This window comes from Oscillospiraceae bacterium, assembly GCA_025757685.1.
Classification (GTDB): domain Bacteria; phylum Bacillota; class Clostridia; order Oscillospirales; family Acutalibacteraceae; genus CAG-217.
In genome coordinates this window covers 642,072-666,017 of the sequence record CP107220.1, presented here as the reverse complement: position 1 = coordinate 666,017, position 23,946 = coordinate 642,072, and the positions used below count along the sequence as shown (strand labels likewise).

At 54.6% G+C, this 23,946-nt stretch carries 20 protein-coding genes; 5 read left to right on the top strand and 15 right to left on the bottom strand.

Annotated elements, in window-relative coordinates; genetic code table 11:
* Nucleotides 1-14 precede the first annotated feature (14 nt).
* A complete protein-coding gene (locus tag OGM59_02950; protein UYI91438.1) occupies nt 15-230 on the bottom strand; it encodes a PC4/YdbC family ssDNA-binding protein in 216 nt (71 codons plus the stop codon).
* A gap of 54 nt (nt 231-284) precedes the next feature.
* Nucleotides 285-1,508, bottom strand: a complete 1,224-nt coding sequence (locus OGM59_02945; protein UYI91437.1) for an acetate kinase — start codon at nt 1,506-1,508, stop codon at nt 285-287.
* A gap of 91 nt (nt 1,509-1,599) precedes the next feature.
* Here OGM59_02945 and OGM59_02940 point away from each other — a divergent pair, with 91 nt between their 5' ends.
* Nucleotides 1,600-2,667: a nucleotidyltransferase family protein gene (locus OGM59_02940; GenBank protein UYI91436.1), complete on the top strand. Its 1,068-nt coding sequence runs from the start codon at nt 1,600-1,602 to the stop codon at nt 2,665-2,667.
* Here OGM59_02940 and OGM59_02935 read toward each other — a convergent pair.
* Genes OGM59_02935 through OGM59_02920 form a run of 4 tightly spaced genes read right to left on the bottom strand, consistent with a single transcriptional unit; the run spans nt 2,649 to nt 9,467 of the window.
* Entirely contained in the window at nt 2,649-3,227 is a 579-nt protein-coding gene (locus OGM59_02935) for a DUF4093 domain-containing protein (GenBank protein UYI91435.1), read from the bottom strand. The two genes, OGM59_02940 and OGM59_02935, sit on opposite strands and share 19 nt — an antisense overlap.
* Complete coding sequence (gene holA / locus OGM59_02930; GenBank protein UYI91434.1) at nt 3,224-4,264, bottom strand: DNA polymerase III subunit delta; 1,041 nt, start codon at nt 4,262-4,264, stop codon at nt 3,224-3,226. Before holA ends, OGM59_02935 begins: the two co-directional genes overlap by 4 nt.
* The gene (locus OGM59_02925; GenBank protein ID UYI91433.1) at nt 4,255-6,267 is read right to left on the bottom strand and encodes a ComEC/Rec2 family competence protein; all 2,013 of its coding nucleotides are present in this window, start codon (nt 6,265-6,267) and stop codon (nt 4,255-4,257) included. The genes holA and OGM59_02925 overlap by 10 nt, the downstream gene beginning before the upstream one ends.
* Nucleotides 6,268-6,305: 38 nt before the next feature.
* Entirely contained in the window at nt 6,306-9,467 is a 3,162-nt protein-coding gene (locus OGM59_02920; protein UYI91432.1) for a DUF4981 domain-containing protein, read from the bottom strand.
* A 149-nt stretch (nt 9,468-9,616) separates the two neighbouring features.
* Between OGM59_02920 and OGM59_02915 the strand changes: the two genes are divergently transcribed.
* A complete protein-coding gene (locus OGM59_02915) occupies nt 9,617-10,657 on the top strand; it encodes a peptidoglycan bridge formation glycyltransferase FemA/FemB family protein (GenBank protein UYI91431.1) in 1,041 nt (346 codons plus the stop codon).
* Nucleotides 10,654-11,733 (top strand): alanine racemase, encoded by a 1,080-nt coding sequence (locus OGM59_02910; protein ID UYI91430.1) that lies wholly within the window; start codon nt 10,654-10,656, stop codon nt 11,731-11,733. The genes OGM59_02915 and OGM59_02910 overlap by 4 nt, the downstream gene beginning before the upstream one ends.
* A gap of 40 nt (nt 11,734-11,773) precedes the next feature.
* On the opposite strand, the gene OGM59_02905 is transcribed toward OGM59_02910, so the two are convergent.
* Nucleotides 11,774-12,307, bottom strand: coding sequence for a hypothetical protein (locus OGM59_02905; GenBank protein ID UYI91429.1), 534 nt, complete (start codon nt 12,305-12,307; stop codon nt 11,774-11,776).
* 178 nt (nt 12,308-12,485) lie between these two features.
* Between OGM59_02905 and OGM59_02900 the strand changes: the two genes are divergently transcribed.
* Nucleotides 12,486-13,472, top strand: a complete 987-nt coding sequence (locus OGM59_02900) for a hypothetical protein (protein UYI91428.1) — start codon at nt 12,486-12,488, stop codon at nt 13,470-13,472.
* Nucleotides 13,473-13,539: 67 nt separating this feature from the next.
* On the opposite strand, the gene rpiB is transcribed toward OGM59_02900, so the two are convergent.
* Genes rpiB through OGM59_02880 form a run of 4 tightly spaced genes read right to left on the bottom strand, consistent with a single transcriptional unit; the run spans nt 13,540 to nt 16,761 of the window.
* Nucleotides 13,540-13,992, bottom strand: coding sequence for a ribose 5-phosphate isomerase B (rpiB, locus tag OGM59_02895; protein ID UYI91427.1), 453 nt, complete (start codon nt 13,990-13,992; stop codon nt 13,540-13,542).
* Nucleotides 13,992-14,663: a tRNA (adenosine(37)-N6)-threonylcarbamoyltransferase complex dimerization subunit type 1 TsaB gene (gene tsaB, locus OGM59_02890; GenBank protein UYI91426.1), complete on the bottom strand. Its 672-nt coding sequence runs from the start codon at nt 14,661-14,663 to the stop codon at nt 13,992-13,994. The genes rpiB and tsaB overlap by 1 nt, the downstream gene beginning before the upstream one ends.
* Nucleotides 14,660-15,094 (bottom strand): tRNA (adenosine(37)-N6)-threonylcarbamoyltransferase complex ATPase subunit type 1 TsaE, encoded by a 435-nt coding sequence (gene tsaE / locus OGM59_02885; GenBank protein UYI91425.1) that lies wholly within the window; start codon nt 15,092-15,094, stop codon nt 14,660-14,662. The genes tsaB and tsaE overlap by 4 nt, the downstream gene beginning before the upstream one ends.
* Nucleotides 15,094-16,761, bottom strand: a complete 1,668-nt coding sequence (locus OGM59_02880) for a formate--tetrahydrofolate ligase (GenBank protein ID UYI91424.1) — start codon at nt 16,759-16,761, stop codon at nt 15,094-15,096. The genes tsaE and OGM59_02880 overlap by 1 nt, the downstream gene beginning before the upstream one ends.
* A gap of 159 nt (nt 16,762-16,920) precedes the next feature.
* Between OGM59_02880 and OGM59_02875 the strand changes: the two genes are divergently transcribed.
* Nucleotides 16,921-18,081, top strand: a complete 1,161-nt coding sequence (locus OGM59_02875) for an FtsW/RodA/SpoVE family cell cycle protein (protein ID UYI91423.1) — start codon at nt 16,921-16,923, stop codon at nt 18,079-18,081.
* 63 nt (nt 18,082-18,144) lie between these two features.
* On the opposite strand, the gene OGM59_02870 is transcribed toward OGM59_02875, so the two are convergent.
* The 4 genes from OGM59_02870 to clpX form a co-directional block, all read right to left on the bottom strand.
* Nucleotides 18,145-19,419 (bottom strand): diaminopimelate decarboxylase, encoded by a 1,275-nt coding sequence (locus tag OGM59_02870; GenBank protein ID UYI91422.1) that lies wholly within the window; start codon nt 19,417-19,419, stop codon nt 18,145-18,147.
* Nucleotides 19,420-19,440: 21 nt separating this feature from the next.
* Nucleotides 19,441-20,031 carry a ribosome biogenesis GTP-binding protein YihA/YsxC gene (gene yihA, locus OGM59_02865; GenBank protein ID UYI91421.1) on the bottom strand — a complete coding sequence of 197 codons (591 nt, stop codon included), beginning with the start codon at nt 20,029-20,031 and terminating at the stop codon, nt 19,441-19,443.
* 7 nt (nt 20,032-20,038) lie between these two features.
* Nucleotides 20,039-22,456, bottom strand: coding sequence for an endopeptidase La (gene lon / locus OGM59_02860; protein UYI91420.1), 2,418 nt, complete (start codon nt 22,454-22,456; stop codon nt 20,039-20,041).
* A gap of 139 nt (nt 22,457-22,595) precedes the next feature.
* A complete protein-coding gene (gene clpX / locus OGM59_02855; GenBank protein ID UYI91419.1) occupies nt 22,596-23,882 on the bottom strand; it encodes an ATP-dependent Clp protease ATP-binding subunit ClpX in 1,287 nt (428 codons plus the stop codon).
* Between the last annotated feature and the right edge of the window lie 64 nt (nt 23,883-23,946).

Sequence of the window (23,946 nt, the reverse complement as noted above, 5' to 3'; positions counted from 1 at the left end):
CCCTCTCACCTTGCTTAGAGTTTTTCAACCAGATTTTTCAGCTCAACGATCTCTTCCTTGGTAAAGGTCAGACCTTTGCTCATCTTGGTGTGGTCGGGTGACCAGTCTCTCACATCGATCTTCGGCTCGCGGCCGTTCCAAGAGATCATATTTACCTCTCGGGTCCAGCCCCGCGCTGTCTCAGAGATCACACCCAGGTGCTCCGTAATCTCATACTTAATTTCCGGCATATTCGCTCCTCCTTTGCTGATAATATTGTATGTAAAAACAGAATTTACAAGCGCTTATTTTTGCAGGCTTTCTACAACCTTTTGGGTCTCCTGCGCGATCACCAGCTCCTCGTCGGTAGCCAGGATAAACACACGCACCTTGGCACTGGGATCGGTCAATTCCGCCTCGGCGCCCTTCACGGTGGCTTGGTTCAGTTCCTCGTCGATCTGCACACCCATATAACCCAGGTAAGAGCAGATCCGAGAGCGCAGCCAGTGGCCGTTTTCGCCGATACCGCCGGTAAACACAATGCCGTCCACGCCGTTCATAGCGGCAATATAGGAGCCGATAAACTTGGCGATCTCATAGGCCTGCATCTCATGCGCCAGGCTGGCACGCTTGTTGCCGGCATTCTGTGCGGCGCAAATGTCACGGTCATCGGAGGACACGCCGGAGATGGCGTTCACACCGGACTGCTTGTTGAGAATGGTGTCCATCTCATCCGGGGTCAGACCCAGCTTCTTCATCATAAAGGTGACCACAGAGGGGTCCACACCGCCGGAGCGGGTGCCCATCATAAAGCCGTCCAACGGGGTAAAGCCCATGGAGGTGTCTACCACTTTGCCGTGATCCACAGCAGCCACGGAAGAGCCGTTGCCCAGGTGGCAGGTGATCAGCTTCAGATCTTCAATGGGCTTGCCCATCTTGTCTGCGCAGCGGTGAGATACATAAAAGTGAGAAGTGCCATGGAAGCCGTAGCGGCGCACGCCGTACTTCTCGTACCACTCATAGGGTACAGCATACATATAAGCCTTCGGCGGCATAGTGCTGTGGAATGCGGTATCAAACACCACCACCTGGGGCACATCCGGACCCACAACGGCCTTGCAGGCCTCATAGCCCTGGATATGGCCGGGGTTGTGCAGCGGCGCCAGCGGAGACAGCTTGCGCAGGTTCTCCACTACCGTTTCATCCACCAGCACGCTGTGAGTGTAAATATCGCCGCCCTGCACGATGCGGTGGCCTACGGCGTCAATCTCTTTCATAGAGTCGATCACCTTGTGCTCGCTCTCGCACAGAATGTGCTTCACTTCGTTAAAAGCATCCGTATGGGTAGGCAGTTCCTTGTCGTACTCAAACTTCTGTCCATTCACCTTGACAGACACATTCTTCTCGCCGCCGTTGATGGTCATACCGATCCGCTCAATGACGCCTTTACACAGCACGGACAGATCGCTCATATCCATCAGCTGATATTTTAAGGAAGAACTACCGCAGTTAATAACCAGAATTTTCAAAATTTATCCCTCCAAATCTTGCAATAGAATTCTACAGCCATTATAATAATATATATATTATAATATTGTCAAGGGAAAACGGGATTTTTTTATGATCAGCGGTATAATTTGTGAATTTAACCCCTTTCACGCCGGGCATAAACACTTAATTGACCAAGTGAAGTGCCACCCCGGCGATGCTGTGGTGTGCGTCATGAGCGGCAACTTTGTGCAGCGGGGCACCTTTGCGGTGTATGACAAGCGCGCCCGCACGGAAGCAGCGCTAAAGGGTGGCGCCGACCTGGTGCTGGAGCTGCCCACCGCCTACGCCACCCGCTCTGCCGAGGGCTTTGCCCGGGCGGGGGTGCAGCTGCTGGAGGCCACCGGTGTGGTGGAGCGACTGACCTTTGGCACCGAATGCGCCGATTTGCAGGCGTTGACGGCACTGGCCGGAGAAATCAAGGCCCACCAAGGGGAGATCGCACAAGTGATGAAAACCGGGTGCTCCTACCCGGCAGCTCGGCGCAAAGTCATCGACAGCCCGCTGCTGGACACGCCTAATAACATTTTGGCACTGGAATATATGGAATGCACCCAACTACCCTGCACCTGTGTGCAGCGGCTGGGGCTGGGTCACGACACAGCGGACCCGCTGTACAGTGCCTCAGCGATTCGCGCCACTCTCCCGGCAGAGGCAATTTACAGTATAGAGCACTGCCAGCGGGCAGTGCTGGCGGTACTGCGCCGTATGGAAGCAGCGGACTGGGCCGCCATTGACGATGTGACCGACGGACTGGAGAACCGGCTGGCTCGGGCCGCTCAAAGCGCCACCAGCCTGGAGGAACTGTACACGACCATAAAGACCAAGCGGTACACCCACGCCCGCATTCGCCGCATTGTGCTGCGTGCCTACCTGGGCATTGGTAAAGGAGACTACCCGGCTACGCCGCCGTACCTGCGGGTGCTGGGCTTTAACGCTGTCGGCAAGGCGCTGCTGGCGAAAATGCAGCACAGCGCCACGCTTCCAACCGTAACCCGTATGGCAGATGTAAAAGCCCTTTCCCCGGAGGGGCAGGCGCTGTTCCGGCTGGAGAGCCGGTGCACGGACCTGTACGCCCTGGGCGCAAAAAAGCCCCTGCCCGGCGGCGCCGAGCAAAGGCTTCAAATCGTATCCACATAAGTTAAGAATTCGTCCCGCTGCATACGGCTGTTGAGATACGCCAATAAAGCGGAAGTAGAGAGGAACTCCGGCAAGTCCAGTGCTGCCAGGAGTTTCTTCTTTTTTTGCTTGCTGTCGGGGGTGCCCGCCAGTCCGGCGGCGTATAGATCATAGCTGGTGATGGGATCCTTGGGCAGCTGTGTGGTATAGCGCACTTGCAGCCGATCAAACAGCGCCGTCAGCACGCTGTCGTCGATCCCCTCCACGCCCAGTTTGCCCTCCTTTGAGGGCTTTTGCTTGCGGTGCTCTTTGCCGTACACATCCGGGATATACAGGTGCTTCACCTGCTGCGGGGGCAATCCCTTGGCAATGTAATTGCGAATTTGGAACCCGCTGTGATCCGAGTCGGTGAGAATGATGATTCCCCGCTCCATTGCCAGGCGGCGAATAAACTGCAACCGCTTTTTATCCTTATATATAGCGAATCCGCCGGTTTCTACGATCATGGCGTCCAGGAAGTTAGACAGCTTGATCTTGTCATACTTGCCCTCCACGATCACTGCTTCCTCAATATGAATCATTGGCCGCTGACGGCGATCACGGACAATTTGACGATCGCCTCCTCCAGTAAGATTTTTGCGTCCACCGCGGTGCTCTTCAGCGCTCGGTCCAGATCGTCCAGCACCTGCATAGAGCGGCGCAGCGCGCCCACAGACAGCTTGGCTGTGTCCCGCATGGCGTTATTCAGCACAAAGTCCCGCCCTTTGTAGTTATAATACCGGGCTATATCGTCCGCTCTGCGGCCGTCGATCTTGGCGCACTTCACTCGGTACATATCCACATAATGATTGATAAGCACTGCCGCAATCGGTATAGGTTCCTCGCCCAGTTCAAACAGGGTATGCAGCACCTTACAGGCGCCGCCGGTATCGCCTTTCAAAATGAATTTGGACAGGTCGTATACACGCGCTTGCAGGCACTTAGTGGCCATATCGTCAATGACCGCCGCCGTGATCTCGCCGTCTTTGCAAAAGGCAGACAGCTTGTCCAGTTCGTGCAGCAGGGTCTGCATATCCGTACCCACCACAGAAATCAAATATCGCGCCTGGTCCGTTTGCAGCACGGCGCCCCGCTTTTTGGCGCCGCTGACCAGCATTTTTACCAGGTCGCTCTGGGTGCGGGTGTTCAGCTCCACCGCGTCCCCGGCCTTAGCAAAAGCTTTAATAATGCTGTTCCAGCGCTTTTCCTTTTTTGTGTCCACCGGCAAAGACTGGTAGGTAAATACCAGGACCGTGGTGTCCGGCACATCCTTGAGATATGCCTTAATATCCTCCACATCCGCCTTTTTGTCAAAGGGAAAGTCATAGACCAGCACCAGATTACTGCCGCCCATCATAGGGAAAGTATCTGCATCGTGGAGCACATCGGACAGCTGCGTGCCGTCCTTTTCATAAATATGTATATTAAAATCCGCAAAGGCCGGGTCCACCGCCTTTTTCTTAATTTGGGCAATATAGTGGTCCTTTAAGTACCCCTCGTCGCCATAGATAAAATAGGCGTGGGACAGCGTGCCGCTTTTCAACTGGGCGCGCAGCTCCTTTTCGCCGATCACAGCCATGGATCGTTCCTCCTTATCTGCAAAGCTCTGTCCTGCCGCAGCGTAGCTGTCAGCAGTTCGTCCTCCGCCAGTGCCCTGGCGCATACCAGTGTACCGACAGCGGTGCTTTGCTTACCAAACGCTACCGTTAAGTCGCCGCCGTTCAGGTCGGTGCCGTTGCCCAGCACGAGCCGCTTGCCCTTGCAGGTAATAGAGACGTTGTAGCGCTTTTTATTATATCTGTATTGCACCTGCACCCCTTGCCAAGGCGTGGTATCCATTGCCGTGGCGGTGAGGAGATGCTCGCACTCCGGCTGCACAGCCAAAGCGGTATTACCGCCGGGCAGCAGTACATTCACCGGGTGCACCGCAGTGGTCAATGCGCGGGTATAATACCCCACCCGATCATCGGGCAGGTACACGGCCACCAGTTGCAGCCGCCGATTTTGCAGAATGCGCGTGTAGGCGTAGTAGGCGCTTTGATCCGGCGTGCCTACCAGCAAAGCATAATGCGTATCATACAGCAGCGCCGAGCTGCTGCCGATACAAAGGTAAGCGTTGCCCTGCTCCACTGCCAACCCGGCAAAGGAAGTCAACAAATAAAAAGCGCAGGCCACTGCCGCCGTAACACCCAACCGCTGCCGTTGCAACAGAAAGTGCACGCCGAAAAGCAACAGCACACCGGCAATGGCAACACAGGTCAACGGCCCGGTCAAATCTATAATCGGTGCGCCCAGTGCGCTAAACTTTTCCACCAGCCACAGCATACCGCCGGTGGTGCCGGACACCACCACCGCACAGGCATACACCAGATACGGCAGCGGCGTAAAGAACAACATGAGCAGTGCAGCGATCATGGCCACTTGTGCCAGCGGAATCAGCACCAAATTACTAAGCAGAGATAACAACGCCGTCTGCCCAAAGGACAGCCACATAAACGGCAGCGTATAAAGCAGCACGCTCACGGTGGCACTAAAGCTTTGGCGCAAAAATTTGGGAATATGCAGCCGAGCAAGGCTCTTGTTCAGCACCGGGGATAAAGTCAACAGCGACAGAACGGAAGTCACCGACAGCTGCAAGCTCACATCCGTTACCGCAAAGGGATCGGTACACAGCAGGAATACCGCCAGACCAAGTGAATTCAGGCCGTCCGCCTTGCGGCCAAACAGCCGTGCAGCCAGCAAAACAGCCATCATCAAAGAAGCACGCACCACGGAGGCGGAAAATCCGGCTACGCCATCATACACCAAAAGCACCGCACCTGTCAAAACCGTAGTCAGCCAAGCAGACAACCGCAGCTTGCGGAGCAGCCAGTAAAGAGAGCCCACGATCACAGATAAATGCAGTCCGGACACCGCCATCAAATGGGTAGCACCGCAGGTGCGAAAGTGACTGACCGCACCCACGGACAAATCCGTCTTACTACCGGTGATCAGCGCCGTTGCCAACGCACCGCGATCCCCGGGCAGCACGGCAGCAAAGCGGCTGCTGATGGCGTGGCGCATTTGAATAAGCGCCACTGCGCTGCCGGGTGCAGACTGGTTGGTCTTACGCACCCGGGCAGCCTTGCCGCTAAGGAATTCGCCGTCACTGAACTTGCCCCAGGCGGCGTAACCATTCTCACCGGTGGAGGCAAAAGTCACCTTGCCGGTATAGATACCGTCCGGCACATCGCCAAGATCCGCATGGGCAGAAAAGGTGCTGCGGATATTCTGGGGCACACCAGGCAAATCAATAGCCGTGGTCTTGACCGTATAATAGTTTTTCTCCGCACCCCGGCGCACATCGGTCACATAGAACTGCACCTGCGCCGTTTGGCCGACTAACTTTTGCTGTGGCAGATAGGCAGCGTGAACACCTACAATAAAGGTCACACAAGCCACCACCGCTCCAACCAGGCACAGCCACACGCTCACCCCTTGGCGCAATCGCGGTACGGAAAGCACCAAACAGAGCGCTGCCAACACCACGCCTAACGCAACGTACGCAAAGGTGACGGAAAAGAAGTTTAAGATCAGCAGCATTACCGCCGCCGAAAATCCCAAATGGGCAAACACACGTTTCATTTCTTTTTATGCATCGGCTCCAAGATAAAGGCATAGCTGCACTTCTCCCCTGCCGTTACCCGGTATGGGGCACGCACTGCGCCTTGGCCCGGCAGATCGCCGCCAACACCGCACTGGGCGCCGTCAATATTCAATGTGGTCAAGGACGAATCATAGGGAATCTCGTGGATATGCGCAGCCTTGTCCAGCCCCATAGTGGTGTAGTGATAAGCGCTAAAGGCAAAGGGTGTTTCATAGTACGCCTGCACCCGGAAGCCCTCGCCGTGACTGTCACACAAATACAAGTCGTAAGTATCCGTGCGGTTGCTGCTCTCCTGGGGACGCATATAGCGGTGCTCCAGCGCAGTCACCGTAGATTGATAACGACCCAGCGCAGCCCCGGTTTTTCGATCCCGATAGCTGGGGTGCGGCCCTCTGCCGTACCAGTTTACATACTCGTAGCTGCCCGGCAAGGTCATCTGGAAGCCGAAGCGCAGCATATCCTGCTTGGGCACGGCACTGTGGTACACATACAGCCGCCCATTGGGATATATTTTATATGTGATCAAGTCCTCTCGCAAGCGTGGCGTGGACATGGCAATGTGCACCTCCACCGTATTGTCTGCCCCGGCCTGCACCACGGTACGCAGCGCGTGGGTGCGGCGCTGGGCACGGCGCCAGCCGTACAGAGGATGGAACTTGATCAGCGGCGGCACAAAGTTGAGAAAATCAATATCATTATCTGTCAGCGCCCGGAAATAAGCAGGCTCCAAGGGCGCTACCAGTCGCTGGCTGCCGTCGATCACCCAGCTGACCACTCGCCCGTTTTGAATGGTCAGGTCAAAGTCGGCGCCCTGCACCTCTACCCGGTTACCCCGGTGGTCGTAGTGCAAATCGCCGCCGTCTTTCTCCGCCACAGGCTGAGGCATAGGCCGCAGCACAAATTGGTCCCAAGCAAAGGTAAAGCCCGCTGCCAGTCCCGGCAATTCCCGGGTGGTGGCAAAGGACACCGTCAGCACCGCCATACCGTCCCCAGTGACCTGATCCATCGTGTAAGGCAAAGACACCGTCACTTCCGACAAAGGCGGGCAATCGATCGGCTCCAGCTTGCCGTGCATCAGCAGGCGGCCGCCCACTTCGATCTGCCAGCGGCACTCCAGCGCATTTATATTGGTAAAGAGCATTTTGTTCTTTACGGTAAAGGAGCCGCTGTCCGGGTTCACAGCCAGGGTCTGCACCGGGGCATATACCTTTTGCACCTCGTAATACTGAGGATGCACCGTGCGGTCCGCACCGATAATCCCGTTGGCGCAAAAATAGGTATTGGACCCGGTAATGGCCGTGGTGTTTGGCAGCGAATACCAGTGCCGCGGCTCTTCTTTTTCAAAATCCGTGCCGTAAAGCCACAAGTCCGTGCCGTCCTGCGCCTTGCGGTGCAACGCCTGGTCCACAAAGTCCCAAATAAAGCCGCCGCACATATTGTCATATTTTTCAAAATCCGCCATATAGTCGGCAAAGTTGCCCAGGGAATTCTCCATAGAATGGGCATACTCGCACAGCAGCACCGGCTTGCCTTCATACATCTCAGCAGTAATGGGCTTGCTGTCCGCTGCCAGCTGATTGGCGATATTGTCATAGAGGGAAATGGTAATGGGCTCTTTCTTGCCCAACTTTTCCATCACATCGGCGGTGGGATACATACGGGAGATCACATCGCTTTTGGTCAGGTCAAAATCCCCCTCGTAGTGGAATTGGCGCGTGTCGTCCAGTGCCAGTGCCGCCTGCTTCATTGCAGAAAAGGCGGTACCGTCCCCGGCCTCATTGCCCAGACTCCACATAAACACACATGGATGATTCCGGTCCCGCAGTACCATACGCTCCATACGATCCACGCAGGCCGCCGTCCACACCGGGCTGTCCCCAGGCACACCTTTGCGGCGCACGCCATGGCTCTCCACCTCGCACTCGTCCATTACGTAAAGGCCGTAGCGATTGCAGTAGTCATAAAACCGGGGGTCATCCGGGTAATGGGAGGTGCGCACCGCGTTAATGTTGGCCTGTTTCATCAGGTCCATATCCTGCCGATACCGTTCCTCCGGCACAGCCCAGCCATTGTCCGGGTCAAAATCGTGGCGATTCACCCCGCGCACAAACAGGGGCATGCCGTTAAAATAGATTTTTTCGCCCCGAATTTCCACTTTCTTAAAGCCCACGGTGTAGCGCTTAGCGCAAAGCACGCGTTTTCCGCACAGCAACTCCATCACCAGCGTATAGGTGTTGGGCTGCTCGGCGGACCACAACAGCGGCGCCTTAGCCGCAGCTTCCAACTGCAAGGTCTGACGGGGCCGGTCCCCCTTGCAGGCAGCACTGCCCAGGTCATAGACCTTTTGGCCGTCCCGATACAAAGCGGCACGCAAGGTCAAGTCTTCTTTTGAGGGGGCGTACAGGTGCAAATAACCGTCCAGGCGCACCGTCCAGTCCCGAAAATCCGCGTCCGGCTCCGTACGGAAATAAAAATCCCGCAGGCAAGCCTTTGGCTCAGCGAACAAATACACCTCTCGGTAAATGCCACACAGCCACCACATATCTTGATCTTCCAGATAGCTGCCGTCACTGTACCGGTACACCTTGGCGCACACCAGATTTTCGCCATTCAAAAGATACCGGGTCACATCGAATTCGTGGGGTGTCATAGAGCCCTGGGAATAGCCTACAAATTGGCCGTTCACATACACCTCCAGCGCCGCCTTGGCTGCACCAAAGTGCAAGAACACCTGACGCCCCTTCCACTCCGGATCAATGGTAAAGGTGCGGCGATAGTAGCCCACCTCCTGCATAGCAGGGTCAATTTTTGGAATCTTGCCCTTGCTGCGGCTGAGCGCTCTGGGAAATGTGCTGGCATAATAGTAAGGCACGGAATAACCCTGGGTCTGCCACACGGAGGGCACGGGAATTTCCCGCCAGGTGCCGTCATCATAATCTGGTGCCTCAAAGCCCTCCAGTTCGTTTTTAACGCCTTGGCACCAGCTGAACTTCCAAAGCCCGTTCAGGCTCCGTTTGTATGGGCTGTTCTCCCCTGCCAGCGCCTGCGCCGCCGTATCATACGGCATGGCGATGGCGTGGCCGTCTTCTTTATTCACTGCGATCACACTGGGATCGGCATATCTTGGTTTTTGCATAGGTCTGCCCCCGATTCATACTATATAGATAATAATAAAGGAACGCCCGCCGCTTGTCAACATAGCAAAATGCAGAAAACCGCCGGAGTGGGTGGACAAGCGGGCAGAATGTTGGTATAATAAAAAGCAGAAATATAAAGGAGTCTGTTATGATCGAGCGTGTAACAAAAGAGAATTTAGACCAATATGAAGCGTTTATCAAAAAGCACCCCAAGGGCCTGTTCCAGCACTCCTCCAAGTGGGCTAAGGTCAAGTCCGCCTGGAAGTGGGAAGCCGTGATGTTGAGGGATGAGGACGGCAACATTAAGGGCAGCGCCGATGTGCTGATTCGTACCGTGCCGGTGATCAAAGCCTCCCTGCTTTACTGCTGCCGCGGCTTTGTGGCGGACGAAGATGATTTTGCCACCTTTGACGCGCTCTTTGCCGCGCTTTTGGATATTGCAAAGGAATACCACGGCTACTGTATTAAAATCGACCCGGAGATCACCGTGGAGAACAAGGCCTACAAGCAACATTTGCTGAACAAGGGCTTTGTAGAACTGAACCCGGGGTGTATGGATTTTGAGAATGTGCAGCCCCGGTTTGTTTACTGCTTTGACTACAACGGCCTCAACGAGCAGGAGCTGATGCTCACCTTTAAGCCGGATTACAGAAATCGAATCCGCAAAGCGCCAAAGAAAGGCGTGGAAGTGAAAGTGATGGGCACCGAGGCGCTGGACGACTTTGTACGCATTATGCAGGAGACCGGGGAGCGGGACAACTTCTCCACCCGACCGAAAAGCTATTTTGAGCAAATTATGAACTGCATGGGCGAGGACTGCCGCCTGTATATGGCCTACTATGAGGGCAAAGCCATTGCCGGCACCTTGGCGATTAAGTGGGGGCAGAATGTGATGAAATACCAGTACGGTGCCTCCTCCAACGCCCACCGCAATGTGTACCCCAACTATGCCTTGCAATGGGCCATGATGCAGTGGGGTATGGAATGCGGCTGTAAGGTCTATGACTTTGGCGGCATCAGCGGCGACTGCCAAAACCCGGACAACCCCCACTATGGTCTGTGGCGGTTTAAGCACGGCTTTGGCGGGTATATGAAAGAATTTATCGGCGAATTTGACTATGTGATCAACAAACCGGTGTACCACCTGTATAACTTGGCAACAAAGGTATTGGAAAAAGTAAGAAAATGAGCAGATATGTAATTGATAAAACCGCATTGATCGAGAATGTGCATTACCTGCAAAAGAAAGCGGGCGTGCCTATTATCGGCGTCGTTAAGGGCAACGGCTACGGCTTTGGCCTAACGGAACTGGCGCTGATCCTGGAGCACTGCGGCATCACCACTTTGGCAGTAACGGAAGTGACGGACATTGCCCCCCTGCGGGCGGTGCTGCAACCGAACACGGATATTTTAGTGATGCGCTCCACCTGCGTGGACAGCGAGGCGCGCCATATTGCGGACACCGGCTGTATTGCCACCATCGGCAGTACCCGGGCAGCACAGGTGATGCAAGCGGCGGCTGCCGATTTGGGTGTCAAGGTTCCGTGCCATTTGAAGATCGACACCGGCATGGGTCGCTACGGCTTTTTGCCTGCGCAGGTAGCGGAGGCCATTGCCTGCTACGACCTGCCTAATTTGGAATTCACCGGCGCATACACCCATTTTAGCAGCGCCTTTCACGACAAGGCCAAAACCATTGCCCAGCTGGAAGTGTTTAAGGACACGCTGGCGCAGATTGAAAAGGCCGGCAAGACCGTAGGTACCCGCCATGCAGCCAACTCCCCCGCATTGTTGAACGTGGAGCATGTGGCGCTGGACGCAGTACGCATCGGCTCCGCCTTTACCGGCAGAGTAATTACCCATAGCAAAACGCCCCTGCACCGCTTAGGTCGACTGGAGGCGGAAGTGGTGGACATGAAGGAAGTGCCCGCCGGTTATGCAGTGGGCTACAACGGCACCTTTGTTACCAAACGCCCCACCACCATTGCCATTGTGCCAATGGGGCATTATGACGGCTTCGGCCTGACTAAGGAGAAAGAGGATCACAACTTCCACAGTGTGCTCTCTGCCCTCAAGCAATTTCTCAAGAAAGCCCATTTGACCGTCACCATTAACGGCAAAGCCTACCCGGTGATCGGCGAGGTAGGGCTGTCCCACACGGCGGTGGATGTGACCGGCAGCAGCGTACAGCCCGGCGATATTGCCACCTGTGACCTGTCACCCTTGCTGGTGAATCCCCGCGTACCCCGCGTTTATACGGAATAATTCAAAAAGCGACTTGTATCTTACAAATACAAGTCGCTTTTCACTTCTTAAACACGCTGCGCAGGCGCTTCTCAATCTTACGGGCATACAACAGTTCCGCCACACCCAGCAGCCGCTCGTAAAGGAAGAACAGCAAATTCATCGCCAGCCAAAAACCAACCAAAAACCACTTGTTACTGCTCACCGCGTCCATTGGAATAGCAAACACATACACCAGCAGCAGATTCACTGCCGCCAGTGCCGCATTAAACAGCAGACACTCGGCAGCCAGCGCCACCGACCGAGGCCGCAGCCGCCCGATCCACTGGCGCACGATGGTATAATAGCCGAAAAAGAGCACATACATCAACATACACTCCTTGTCCGGCACCAAAAAGAAGCTGAGCAGCCCCGTAGACACATAAGTGATCCACGCTGTGCCGTAGCCGAAGGTGCGCACCAGCACCACCATCAATACCCCGGTGAGCATGGGGCATACATAGGCCAGCACCGGCACCACACCGCCGAAAAACAGCAGCAGCACGCTCAGCGCCGTACAAATACCGCTCATGGCGACCTTAGCCGCAGGGCGCATACGCCCCACCTCCCTTTCCGTTTGTATTCATTATAATCCATTTGGCTAATTCTGTAAAGAATATGAATAAGTGGTAAACATTTGGCGACTTACAGCCGTAACCCTTGCCTTTTATGCATAAAAAGACTATAATGTAGGAGATATTACGGTGCAGAGCACCAAAAGGAGCGTGTTCCCTTTGAAAAAGAGTATTGCATTGATCATGGCGCTGAGCGTACTGGTCTGCGGCGTCTTTGCTGCCTGCTCTTCCAAAAAGACAGACGGACAGAACTCTGCCGCCGACACCACCCAAGCCGGTTTGGCCAATGCAGACACCGAGTTTGGCACAGAGATCAACAAAGACGGCAAAGAAGTAGATGTGGTCTATGAAAAGGACAAAAAGGGCAAAAACCACGCCTACGAAATCAACAAAAACGGCGAAAAGGTAACCAATAGCAACGGCGACTATGTAGAAGTGCCGATTGAAGACGATAACAATAATAACGGTAACAACAACAATGGTAAGGAAAACGGAAACGGCGGCAATAACAACGGCGGCAACGGCAACGAAAATTTGAAGCCAAATCCCGTAACGCCGCAGGAGCCGGACAATAAAGGCGAGACCACCGGTAAAGAGCTGACCACCATTGAGGCGTCCAAGGATAAAGTGCCCTCCACCAATGCCAGCGGCAAAAAGGTGATTTTTTCCCAACAGGATCTGGAGCGCATCGCAGCGATGCTGGAGGTGCCCGGTCTGTACAAGTTCAGTTATGAGAACAAGGACGGCGTCAGCGCCGAAATGGCTACCCATGTTGCCGTTTGGATGGCTGCCCGTGAGGATATTAAGGGCACCAGTTTTCCCTCCGGCACCATTGTGCTGGATCTGTTCAAATACTACGGCCAAACGGTGGTCAACTTTAAGAGCAATTGCAACGCAGCGGCCAAGAAAGAAAACGCCCCCATCAGTTACAGCAACAAGGACAGCGTGTTCACCATCACCAAGGGCGAGGCTAAGCAGCAGTCCGTAAAGATCAACCGGGTAGAGTCCCTGGGCAACAACAACTACTACAAGGTCACCGGCTCCGTCAGCGGCGAAAAGAGCTGCAAAAAGGTGGTCGCCGTGGTGCAAAAGAATCGCCTGGATACGGAACTGGGCTTCTCTATTAAGGCACTGAAGTGGTCCTAAATTCAAAAATAAATTTCAATAAAAAAGCGCACAGGCGATTGCCTGTGCGCTTTTTTCTGTCTTAAACTCAGTAGAGCTTTTTGCCAGCCTCAATGTCCATAATTTGGTCAATACGGGTCTGGTGACGGCCACCCTCAAAGGGTGTGGTTAGGAACACCTGCACCAGCTCCAGAGCCAGCCCGGCGCCGACCACACGATCGCCCATGCACAGCACATTGGCATCATTATGGGCGCGGGTGTACTTGGCGCTGAAATAATCGGAGCAACAGGCAGCCCGAATGCCCTTGACCTTATTGGCAGCCATAGAGATGCCAATACCGGTACCGCAGCACAGAATGGCTTTTTCGCAAGTACCGTCTACCACCAAATCACAGGCCTTTTGGGCGCTGATGGCGTAATCGAAGCGTTCCGGGGAATAGCAGCCCACATCTTCTACTTCATAGCCCTGCTCCAGCAGCACTTTTTTAATCTCCTCTTTCAGCGGGAAGCCCGCATGATCGGAACCCATTGCAATCTTCATTATGATTCTCCTTTTTTTAATTTTAATTGCCGTTCCGCCTGGCTAAGCCGCAGATATACAGGCATCAGCGCAGCGGCGGGCATGGTTTTCTGTTTTTGGGCGGCCAGGGCCACGCCGTGCCCGGTCACATACTGCCGCTGTGGAGGGGCTACCTCCCCAGCCGGGAACAAGGGTGCAAACAACTGGGCGCCGTCACCGGCCACGATCACTCGGTCATAGGCGGCCAATTCTTCAGCCAGTGCAGCGCCGTCCACAGCCCGGTCCGGGCAAAGGCGCTCCACCTCACCGTTCTCCACACGAAAAAGGGCGTTATAGAACTGCCCACGGCGGGCGTCCATCACCACGCAGATCACTGCGTTCTCCTCCGGGAACTGGTACGCCACCGCTTCCAAAGCAGACACGGCGATACAAGGAATATCCCTGTCGAAGGCAAGACCTTTAACGGTGGCCACGCCAATCCGCACCCCGGTAAAGGAACCGGGACCGGCAGTAACAGCAATGGCGTCCAGGTCTGCCACCGAGGTGTCCCCCAGTACCCGCCGAATCATAGGCAGCAGGGTTTCGCTGTGGGTCAGGCCGTTATGGAGAAAGTCGCTGCGCACCACCGCGCCGTCACCACTACATAGAGCCGCGGCTGCGGTAACAGATGATGCATCTACCGCAAGGATCATGCTTTCTCCTCCTCTTTTTTATAAATCTCAATGGTGCGATCCTGCTCCCCTGTTTTGGAAATTTCCACCATCAGGGTGTCCGGCGGCAACGCACCGTACACATTCTCGCTCCATTCGATGGCCAGGTAAGCGCCAGTGTCCAAATAATCAAAGAACCCGGTGGAATACAAATCGTCCCAGCTGTCTACCCGGTACATATCAAAGTGGTGCAGGGTCACATCTCCCTGCCGATACGTATTGCAAATGGCAAAGGTAGGTGAAGTCACATCCACCGTCAACCCCAGCCCTTTTGCCAGTCCGGCGGTAAAGGCGGTTTTGCCCGCCCCCAGGTCGCCCAAGTAGGCAATCACCGTGCCGGTTGGCAAGGTCTTTGCCAGATCGGCAGCAATACGAACCGTATCCGCATAACTATGAGAATGAAATACTTGCATCAGAACAGCCCCACGGTGTTGCCCTGATCGTCCACATCAATGCGGTAGGCCGCCGGTGATTTGGACAGGCCGGGCATGATCATCACATTGCCGGTTTGGCACACCAGGAACCCGGCGCCGGCAGACAGACTGGCGCTGCTGACGGTAATGCGAAAGCCGCTGGGGCGCCCTAGCTTTGTGGGGTCGTCAGACAAACTGTACTGGGTCTTTGCCATACACACCGGGAGTTTGTCTGCCCCCAGTGCAATAAAGCCGTCAATGGCCTTTTTCGCCGCCTTCGTGTAGTCCACACCGTCGGCACCGTAGACCTCTTTGGCAATTTTCTCGATCTTCTCATACACCGGCAGATCCAGGTCGTACAGGGTATGGAAGTGATTTTCCTTTTCACAGGCGGCAGCCACTTTCTCTGCCAGCTCCAGACTGCCGGCGCCGCCCTCCGCAAAGCACTTGGTCACGGCAAAATCCGCGCCTGCCGCCTTGCAGATTTGCTCTACGTAGTCGATCTCCGCTTGGGTGTCCGCATAGAAGTGGTTGATCGCCACCACCACCGGCACACCGAATTTCTTCAAGTTCTCAATATGCGCCAGCAAATTGACAGAACCGGCGCGCAGCGCGTCTAAATTCTCCTCTTTCAGCTGATCCTTGGGTACGCCGCCGTTATATTTCATAGACCGCACGGTAGACACCAGCACCACGCAGGCGGGGGTCAGCCCCGCGTAGCGGCACTTAATGTCAAAGAATTTCTCTGCCCCCAGGTCAGAGCCAAAGCCCGCCTCGGTAATGGCGTAATCGCCCAGCTTCAACGCGGTTTTGGTAGCCCGTACAGAGTTGCAGCCGTGGGCAATATTGGCAAAGGGACCGCCGTGCATAATGGCCGGCGTATTCTCCAAGGTCTGCACCAAATTGGGCTTAATCGCATCCTTCAGCAGCACGGTCATGGCGCCGTTTGCCTGAATATCCCGGGCATACACCGGTGCGCCGTCGTAGGTATACGCTACCAAAATATCACCCAGCCGCTTTTTCAAATCTTGCAGATCCTCCGCAAGACACAGGATTGCCATTACCTCACTGGCAACGGTTATGCAAAAGTGATCCTCCCGGGGCACGCCGTTCAGGGTGCCGCCCAGAGAGCAGATAATATTGCGCAGGGCGCGATCGTTCATATCCATGCACCGCTTCACCTGCACACGGCGGGGATCAATCCCCAGCACATTCCCCTGCTGAATATGGTTATCCAGCAGCGCACACATCAGATTATTGGCACTGGTAATGGCATGCAGATCACCGGTAAAGTGCAGGTTAATGTCCTCCATAGGCACCACCTGGCTGTAACCGCCGCCGGCAGCGCCGCCCTTAATGCCGAACACCGGACCCAGGGACGGCTCCCGCAGAGCGATCACCGCATTTTTTCCCAGTTTGCACATCGCTTGACCCAAGCCGATACTCACGGTGGTCTTGCCCTCACCGGCAGGGGTAGGGTTGACCGCCGTTACCAGCACCAGCTTGCCGTCCGGACGATCTTGCAGCCGAGTCAGCAGATCATCGGACAGCTTCGCTTTATAATGGCCGTAAGGCTCCAGCTCCTCCGGATGAATACCCATAGCCGCAGCCACATCCGTAATTCTTTTCATTTTCGCCTGTGCGGCGATCTCAATATCTGTCAGCATATACATACTCCTGTACGCGCCACAGCGGGCGCAACGTTTCTCGCAAGTTATTATAACACAAGGGATAAAATAATCCAAGTAATAATTGCCCGCTTCTCTTGAATTCTGGCAAAATTCATAATATAATAAAGACTACCCTGTAATGAGAGGAGGCAGATCGTGCACAGTCGGCAAAAGCAATCGCCGCTGTTGGAATTATTTTCCGGTTTAGATTATGTAACTTTGCTAACCGCCATGGTTGGCTCTCTATACGGTTTGGCGCTGGTGTACAGCGCTACCCACTCTGCCTTAAAGGACGGCAAGATCATCAGCAGCGATGTGCGCTCCATGTTCCTGTCCGTGGCGCTGGGGGTAGTGATCTGCCTACTGGTTTCTAATGTGAACTATGAGGCGGTAGCCAAGCTGTGGCCGGTGATCGCCGCCGGGTGCGTAGGTTTGATGATCTACACTTTTTTCTTTGGCATTGCGCCGGATGCCCGGCAGGACGCCCGCAGCTGGATCGACCTGAAGGTGCTGACCTTCCAGTCCTCTGAGCTGCTGAAAGTAGGCTTTATCATCTCCTTTTCCTACCACCTGGATATGGTACGGGACAAGATCAATAAAATACGCACCATCATTCCTTTGGTGATCCACGGCATGATCCCCATTGGGCTGGTGCTGATGACCGGTGACGCCGGGTCTGCCCTGATCTTCCTGATTATGTTTATCGGCATGCTGTTCTTTGCCCGCATTAACATCGGCTACTTCTTAGCCGGGTTTTGCGCGCTGATCGTGGGTTTTGTGGCCGCCTGGAAGTTGAAGCTGATCTCCGGCTTGCAGCGGGAGCGGATCATTGCCCTGTTTTACCCGGAGCAATACGAGAGCACCATGTATCAACAAAATAACGGCAAGATCGCCATGGGCAACGGCGGTTTTCTCGGCCAAGGCTTCTTAAAGGGCGATATGACCCAAAGCGGCGCCGTGCCGGAAAATCAGAACGATATGATTCTGTCCGTAGCCGGTGAGGAATTTGGGTTTATCGGCGCACTGGCAGTGATTTTAATTTTAACGATACTGATTTTGCGGGTAGGTCAAACCGGCCTGCGTGCCCGGGATAACGGCGGCTACCTGATGTGCAGCGGCATTGCCGTTATGCTCTTTGCCCAGACCTTTGTTAATATCGGCATGGAGCTGAGCCTGCTGCCCTGCATCGGCATCACCCTGCCCCTGTTCTCCGCCGGCGGTTCCTCGTCACTCTGTATCTACCTGGCTTTGGGAATCGAGATGAGTGTGTACCGATACAGCAAATCGCAAACCGGCGCCATGTTCTATACCAAATAACCAACAGCAAAACGCAAAAAAGCGATCGGACAAAATTGTCCGGTCGCTCTTTTTTTATCTTTCTTAGCCTTTGATCAGGTCATTGTAAAAGTCAAAGCAATCAAAGGTGGCAAAGTAATCCTTGGGCGTCTCTGCCCGACGGATCATCTGGAAAGTGCCGTCGGTCTTCAACAAAATTTCCGCACTTTTCAGCTTGCCGTTATAGTTGTAGCCCATGGAGAAGCCGTGGGCGCCGGCGTCGTGGATAAACAGCAGATCGCCCCGTTCAATTTCCGGCAGCATACGGTCCACGGCAAATTTGTCGCAATTCTCGCAAAGGGAGCCGGTCACATCGTACTTGTGGTCGCAGGGCTGATCCTCCTTGCCCAGCACCGTCACATGGTGATACGCACCGTAGATGGCTGGGCGCATCAGGTTCACGGCGCAAGCATCTACGCCCACATACTCCTTATAAGTATGCTTTTCGTTAATGGCGCGGGTCACCAAGCCGCCGTAGGGGCCCATCATAAAGCGGCCGAGCTCGGTATAGATCGCCACATCGCCCATACCGTTGGCGGTAAGCACCTCATCATACACCTTATGTACACCGGCGCCGATCTTCAAAATATCATTCGGCTCCTGCTCCGGACGGTAAGGAATGCCAACACCGCCGGACAGATTGATAAAGCTGATTTTTACGCCCAGCTCGTTCTTCAGCCGCACTGCTACATCAAACAGCACCTTGGCCAGCAGCGGATAATACTCGTTGGTCACCGTATTGGAGCACAGGAAGGCATGCAGGCCGAACTCCTCTACGCCCTTGGGCTTCATGATCCGGAAGGCCTCAAACAGCTGTTCGGTGGTCATACCGTACTTGGCGTCTCCCGGGTTGTCCATAATATCATTGGTGATCTTAAACATACCGCCGGGATTGTAGCGGCAGCTCATTTTGCGGGGCAGCTTGCCGCAGGCTTTTTCCACTGCTTCAATATGGGTAATGTCATCCAGGTTGATGATACCGCCCAGGTCGTTGCAGTATTTGAACTCCTCTAAGGGCGTGTCGTTGGAAGAAAACATAATATCTTCCCCCACGGCGCCAATGGCTTTGGAGAGCATCAGCTCCGTCTTGGACGAGCAGTCACAGCCGCAGCCGTACTCCCGCAGAATGTTAATCAGAAAGGGGTTGGGCGTTGCCTTGACGGCAAAGAACTCCTTGTAGCCCTTGTTCCAGGCAAAAGCCTCTTTCAGTTTAGCCGCATTTTCCCGAATACCCCGCTCATCGTACAGATGAAAGGGGGTGGGAAACTGCGCTGCGATCTCCTCCGCCTTTTCCTTGGTGACAAAAGGTAATTTCTCCATCTTTTCTATCCTCCGCTTCTATCATTCCGACTGGCAGGCCAGTTCGATCACGGCCTTTAACTGTTCGCTCCCCTGCCCTTTCACAGAAGAGAACGGGATCACCTGCACGCCTGTGCCCAGGTTTGGCAACTCCGTGCCCAGTTCTTCCAGTCTTTTTTTATACTGAGTGGGTTTTAATTTATCCGCCTTGGTGAGCACCACCACAAAGGGCAGTCCGATCTGCTGCAAAAAGTCGATCATTTGCAGATCATCCGCCGTGGGGGCGTGGCGCATATCAATCAGCTGCACCACAAGGCGAATGGGCCGTCCGCTTTGAAAATAGCCCTCCATCAACTCACCAAACCGCTTTTTCTCCGCCTTAGAGATCTTGGCATAGCCGTAACCGGGCAGATCCACAAAGTGCACGCCGTCCACATCATAGAAGTTGACGGTCACCGTCTTGCCGGGTACGGAACTGACCCGAGCCAGAGACTTGCGGTTAAACAGGCGGTTGAGCAGTGAGCTTTTGCCCACATTGGAGCGCCCGGCAAAGGCAATCTCAATTCCGTCTGCCGGGGGCAGTTGGGCGGAGATGCCAAAGGCGCGATCAAAGGTTGCTTTGTTATAATTCATAGGCACCTCACTGAGCCACCGGCCGATCGGCACGCTTGGACTTGGCCACCGGCACGGCGGCGGGCTTGTCCTCCCGGGCGGTAGGTGTGGGCATGTATTCCAGCGCAATAGGCAGCACCTGGTCAAAGGTGTCTATCGGCACAAAGCGCACGCCCGCTTTCACCTCTTCGCCGATCTCCTGCAAATCCTTGCTGTTCTCCGCCGGAATAATCACCGTGGAGCAACCGGCCTTGTAGGCGGCCATACTCTTTTCTTTCAATCCACCGATGGGCAGCGCCCGCCCTTTTAGGCTGATCTCGCCAGTCATGGCCACATCACAGCGAATGGGAATGCCTGTCAGCTCGCTGACCAGCGCCGTGGTGATGGCCAGTCCGGCAGAGGGGCCGTCCTTGGGAATGGCTGCCTCCGGAGCGTGAATGTGCAAGTCTTTATTTTTATAGAACTGATCGTCAATACCATAGGTGTCTGTGCGGGAGCGGATAAAGCCCACGGCGGTCTTAACGCTCTCGGTCATCACATCGCCTAAATTACCGGTGATCTGCACCTTGCCGGTGCCCGGGAAGGCAGACACTTCAATGGGCAGCATGGTGCCGCCTACGGAAGTCCAAGCCAGACCGTTGACCACGCCCACTTGGTTTTCGCCTGGGATCAGGTCATCCGTGTACTTGGGCACGCCCAGATAGTCCTGCAAGTTCTTTTCGTTCACGCGAAAAGACTTGGCGCCACTTTCCAGCGCTACGGACGCCTTGCGGCACAGGGTGCCGATACATTTCTCCAGCCGCCGCACACCGGCCTCTCTGGTATAATGCGCGATGATCTCCTCCAGCGCGCCGTCCGTGACCTTAAACTCTCTGGCACTCAGCGCATGCTTGGTCATCTCTTTCTTCACCAAATGATCCTTGGCGATACGGAACTTCTCCGTAGCGGTATAGGAACCAAGCTCAATAACCTCCATACGGTCAAACAGCGGCGGAGCAATGGTGGAAGTATCATTGGCAGTGGTGATAAACAGCACCTTAGACAGATCCACAGGAAACTCAATATAATGATCGGCAAAGGTATTGTTCTGCTCCGGGTCCAGCGCCTCCAACAGTGCGGAGGACGGGTCGCCTTTGATGTCGTTGCCGATCTTGTCGATCTCGTCCAGCAAGATAATGGGGTTCATACTGCCGCTTTTGATCACTGCATCAATAATGCGGCCGGGCATAGCGCCGATATAAGTCTTTCTGTGGCCGCGAATTTCTGCCTCATCGTGGACACCGCCCAGCGCCACCCGCACATACTTGCGGTTCATGGCCTTTGCCAGGGATTTGACGATAGAGGTTTTACCTACCCCAGGCGGGCCTGCCAAACAGAGAATTTGACCGGAGAAGTCCGGGTTGCGCCGCAGCACTGCCAAGGACTCCACAATGCGGTCTTTCACTTTATCCAATCCGTAATGATCCTTATCCAGCACCTTGCGGGCACGATCCAGGCGCATATTGTCTTTGGTATATGTACCGAACGGAATTTCCAGGCACTTGTCCAAATAATTGCGCACCACTGTGGCCTCGTGGGAACCTTGGGGCATTTTTGCCAGCTTGTCGCATTCCTTTAGCAAATGGGTTTTGGCTTCCTCATCGCAGCGCAGCTTGCCGATCTTCTCCCGGTAGCCGTCCGCTTCCTCCTGGGGATTATCCTCCTCGCCCAAAGACTCGGAGATCACCCGCATTTCCTCCCGTAGGTAATACTCCCGCTGATTTTTGTCGATCTCAGCCTGCACGCGCTCATGCAGCTCCGTTTCAATCTCCAGGGTGGTATTTTCCTTGCTCAGGAGCATTAAGAGCATACGCAGCCGCTCACCCGGGTCCAAGCACTCCAGCACATCCTGCTTGTCCGCATAATCCATAAAGGTATTGGAGCAAATATAATCCGCCAAAGGACCGTTTTCCTGATAAGCAAGCACCTTAGCAATCACATCATTGCTGATTTTGGGTACCATCTCGGCGTAATGCTCAAATTCTTTTTTCACCGCACGGCGATAAGCATTGGCCCGATCCGGATCCAACTGATCCTCCGGTTCCTCCAGCGGCTGTACCACCGCAGAAAGAAACGGCTTGGTGCGTACAAACGCCATTAAAGCGCCGCGCCCGTCACCTTCGGCTACCACGCGCATATTTTCGCTGCCGGGAATGCGCATCATCTGCCGCACAGAGCAAATCACGCCTACGCCGAACAGATCATCCAGCCCCGGTTCATCCACCGCTGCGTCCTTTTGGGACACTAAAAAGATCTTTTGATCCGCATTCATGGCTGCTTTCAGCGCAGCAACGCTCTTTTTGCGCCCCACATCAAAGTGCAGCACCATATCCGGGAACATCACCAGTCCCCGCAAAGGGATCACCGGGAAGCTGGGCGCCGTCTCAAAAATGTTCATCTCGTCCATCTATAAAACCTACTTCTACATTCAAAAAATCATAAGCAGAAAAAAATCGCTACGCAGTATTATATAATAAAATATATAAAAAGGCAACCTGTAAAGGAAAAAAGAGCGCAATACGCTGCTGCGCACTGCACTCCTTTGCTTATGCGTTCTTTAGAGCACCGGCCGTTAGGTCGTGGCTCTCCTTCTTGGGATTGCGCAAAATGATCGGTTCTGCACCGCTGCGCACCGTCTCCGGGGTAATGGTCACCTTCTCCACCGTGCTGTCGCTGGGGATCTGGAACATCAGTTCCTTTAAGGTCGTCTCAAACACACTGCGCAGACCGCGGGCACCGGTTTTGCGCTCCAGGGTCACATCCGCCATAGCCGCCAGCGCCTCCGGCTGGAACTCCAGCTGCACCCCGTCCATTTGGAACATACGGGTATACTGCTTCACGATGGAATTCTTCGGCTCCGTCATAATGCGGATCAATGCCGGTTTATCCAAATTCTCTAAGACGGCGATCACGGGAATACGCCCAATCAGTTCCGGAATCAGCCCATACTTCACCAGATCGTGCTGCTCTACCCGCTCCATCACGCGGTTTTCGTCCACATCTTCCGCTTGAATATCCGCGCCAAAGCCCATAGACTTGCCACCGATCCGCTTCTCAATGATTTTTTCGATGCCGTCAAAGGCACCGCCGCAGATAAAGAGAATGTTCGTCGTATCAATCTGAATAAACTCCTGCTGGGGGTGCTTGCGCCCGCCGCCGGGGGGAACATTGGACACTGTTCCCTCCAAAATCTTCAGCAGCGCCTGCTGCACACCTTCGCCGCTTACATCACGGGTAATGGAGCGGTTCTCACTCTTGCGGCTGATTTTGTCAATCTCGTCCACATAGATAATGCCCCGTTCGGCGCGTTCCACATCAAAGTCCGCCGCCTGGATCAAGCGCAGCAAAATATTTTCTACGTCCTCGCCCACATACCCGGCCTCGGTCAGGGTGGTGGCGTCTGCAATGGCAAAGGGAACATTCAGGATCTTTGCCAGGGTCTGGGCCAGCATAGTTTTGCCCACGCCGGTGGGACCCATCAGCAAGATATTGCTCTTTTGCAGCTCCACATCGTCCTTTTGGGTACTGAAAATACGCTTATAGTGGTTATATACTGCAACGGACAGCGCTTTTTTTGCCTCGTCCTGGCCGATCACATAGGCGTCCAGCTGGGCCTTGATCTCTGCCGGCTTGGGCAGCACCATATCGCCGTCCTCCCCCTGCTTACCGGGGGCGTCCGCCAATTCGGTGCTCTGGATCAAGTCGTTGCAAAGGCGAATACACTCGTCACAGATAAATACGCCCGGACCCTCAATCAGCTTGTGAACCATTGCCTCTGACTTGCCGCAGAAGGAGCACCGGGTCATACGATTGTAATTGTCATCTCGTGCCATGTATGCACACTCCAAATCCAAAATAGAAAGACAGGACGGATGCTGCCATCCGTCCGTCTAACCG

Bases quoted from the DNA above. Each gene is read 5' to 3' on its own strand.
- OGM59_02950 (UYI91438.1), bottom strand. From the start codon at position 230: ATGCCGGAAATTAAGTATGAGATTACGGAGCACCTGGGTGTGATCTCT.
- OGM59_02940 (UYI91436.1), top strand. From the start codon at position 1,600: ATGATCAGCGGTATAATTTGTGAATTTAACCCCTTTCACGCCGGGCAT.
- OGM59_02935 (UYI91435.1), bottom strand. From the start codon at position 3,227: ATGATTCATATTGAGGAAGCAGTGATCGTGGAGGGCAAGTATGACAAG.
- holA (UYI91434.1), bottom strand. From the start codon at position 4,264: ATGGCTGTGATCGGCGAAAAGGAGCTGCGCGCCCAGTTGAAAAGCGGC.
- OGM59_02925 (UYI91433.1), bottom strand. From the start codon at position 6,267: ATGCTGCTGATCTTAAACTTCTTTTCCGTCACCTTTGCGTACGTTGCG.
- OGM59_02920 (UYI91432.1), bottom strand. From the start codon at position 9,467: ATGCAAAAACCAAGATATGCCGATCCCAGTGTGATCGCAGTGAATAAA.
- OGM59_02915 (UYI91431.1), top strand. From the start codon at position 9,617: ATGATCGAGCGTGTAACAAAAGAGAATTTAGACCAATATGAAGCGTTT.
- OGM59_02910 (UYI91430.1), top strand. From the start codon at position 10,654: ATGAGCAGATATGTAATTGATAAAACCGCATTGATCGAGAATGTGCAT.
- OGM59_02905 (UYI91429.1), bottom strand. From the start codon at position 12,307: ATGCGCCCTGCGGCTAAGGTCGCCATGAGCGGTATTTGTACGGCGCTG.
- rpiB (UYI91427.1), bottom strand. From the start codon at position 13,992: ATGAAGATTGCAATGGGTTCCGATCATGCGGGCTTCCCGCTGAAAGAG.
- tsaB (UYI91426.1), bottom strand. From the start codon at position 14,663: ATGATCCTTGCGGTAGATGCATCATCTGTTACCGCAGCCGCGGCTCTA.
- tsaE (UYI91425.1), bottom strand. From the start codon at position 15,094: ATGCAAGTATTTCATTCTCATAGTTATGCGGATACGGTTCGTATTGCT.
- OGM59_02880 (UYI91424.1), bottom strand. From the start codon at position 16,761: ATGCTGACAGATATTGAGATCGCCGCACAGGCGAAAATGAAAAGAATT.
- OGM59_02870 (UYI91422.1), bottom strand. From the start codon at position 19,419: ATGGAGAAATTACCTTTTGTCACCAAGGAAAAGGCGGAGGAGATCGCA.
- yihA (UYI91421.1), bottom strand. From the start codon at position 20,031: ATGAATTATAACAAAGCAACCTTTGATCGCGCCTTTGGCATCTCCGCC.
- lon (UYI91420.1), bottom strand. From the start codon at position 22,456: ATGGACGAGATGAACATTTTTGAGACGGCGCCCAGCTTCCCGGTGATC.
- clpX (UYI91419.1), bottom strand. From the start codon at position 23,882: ATGGCACGAGATGACAATTACAATCGTATGACCCGGTGCTCCTTCTGC.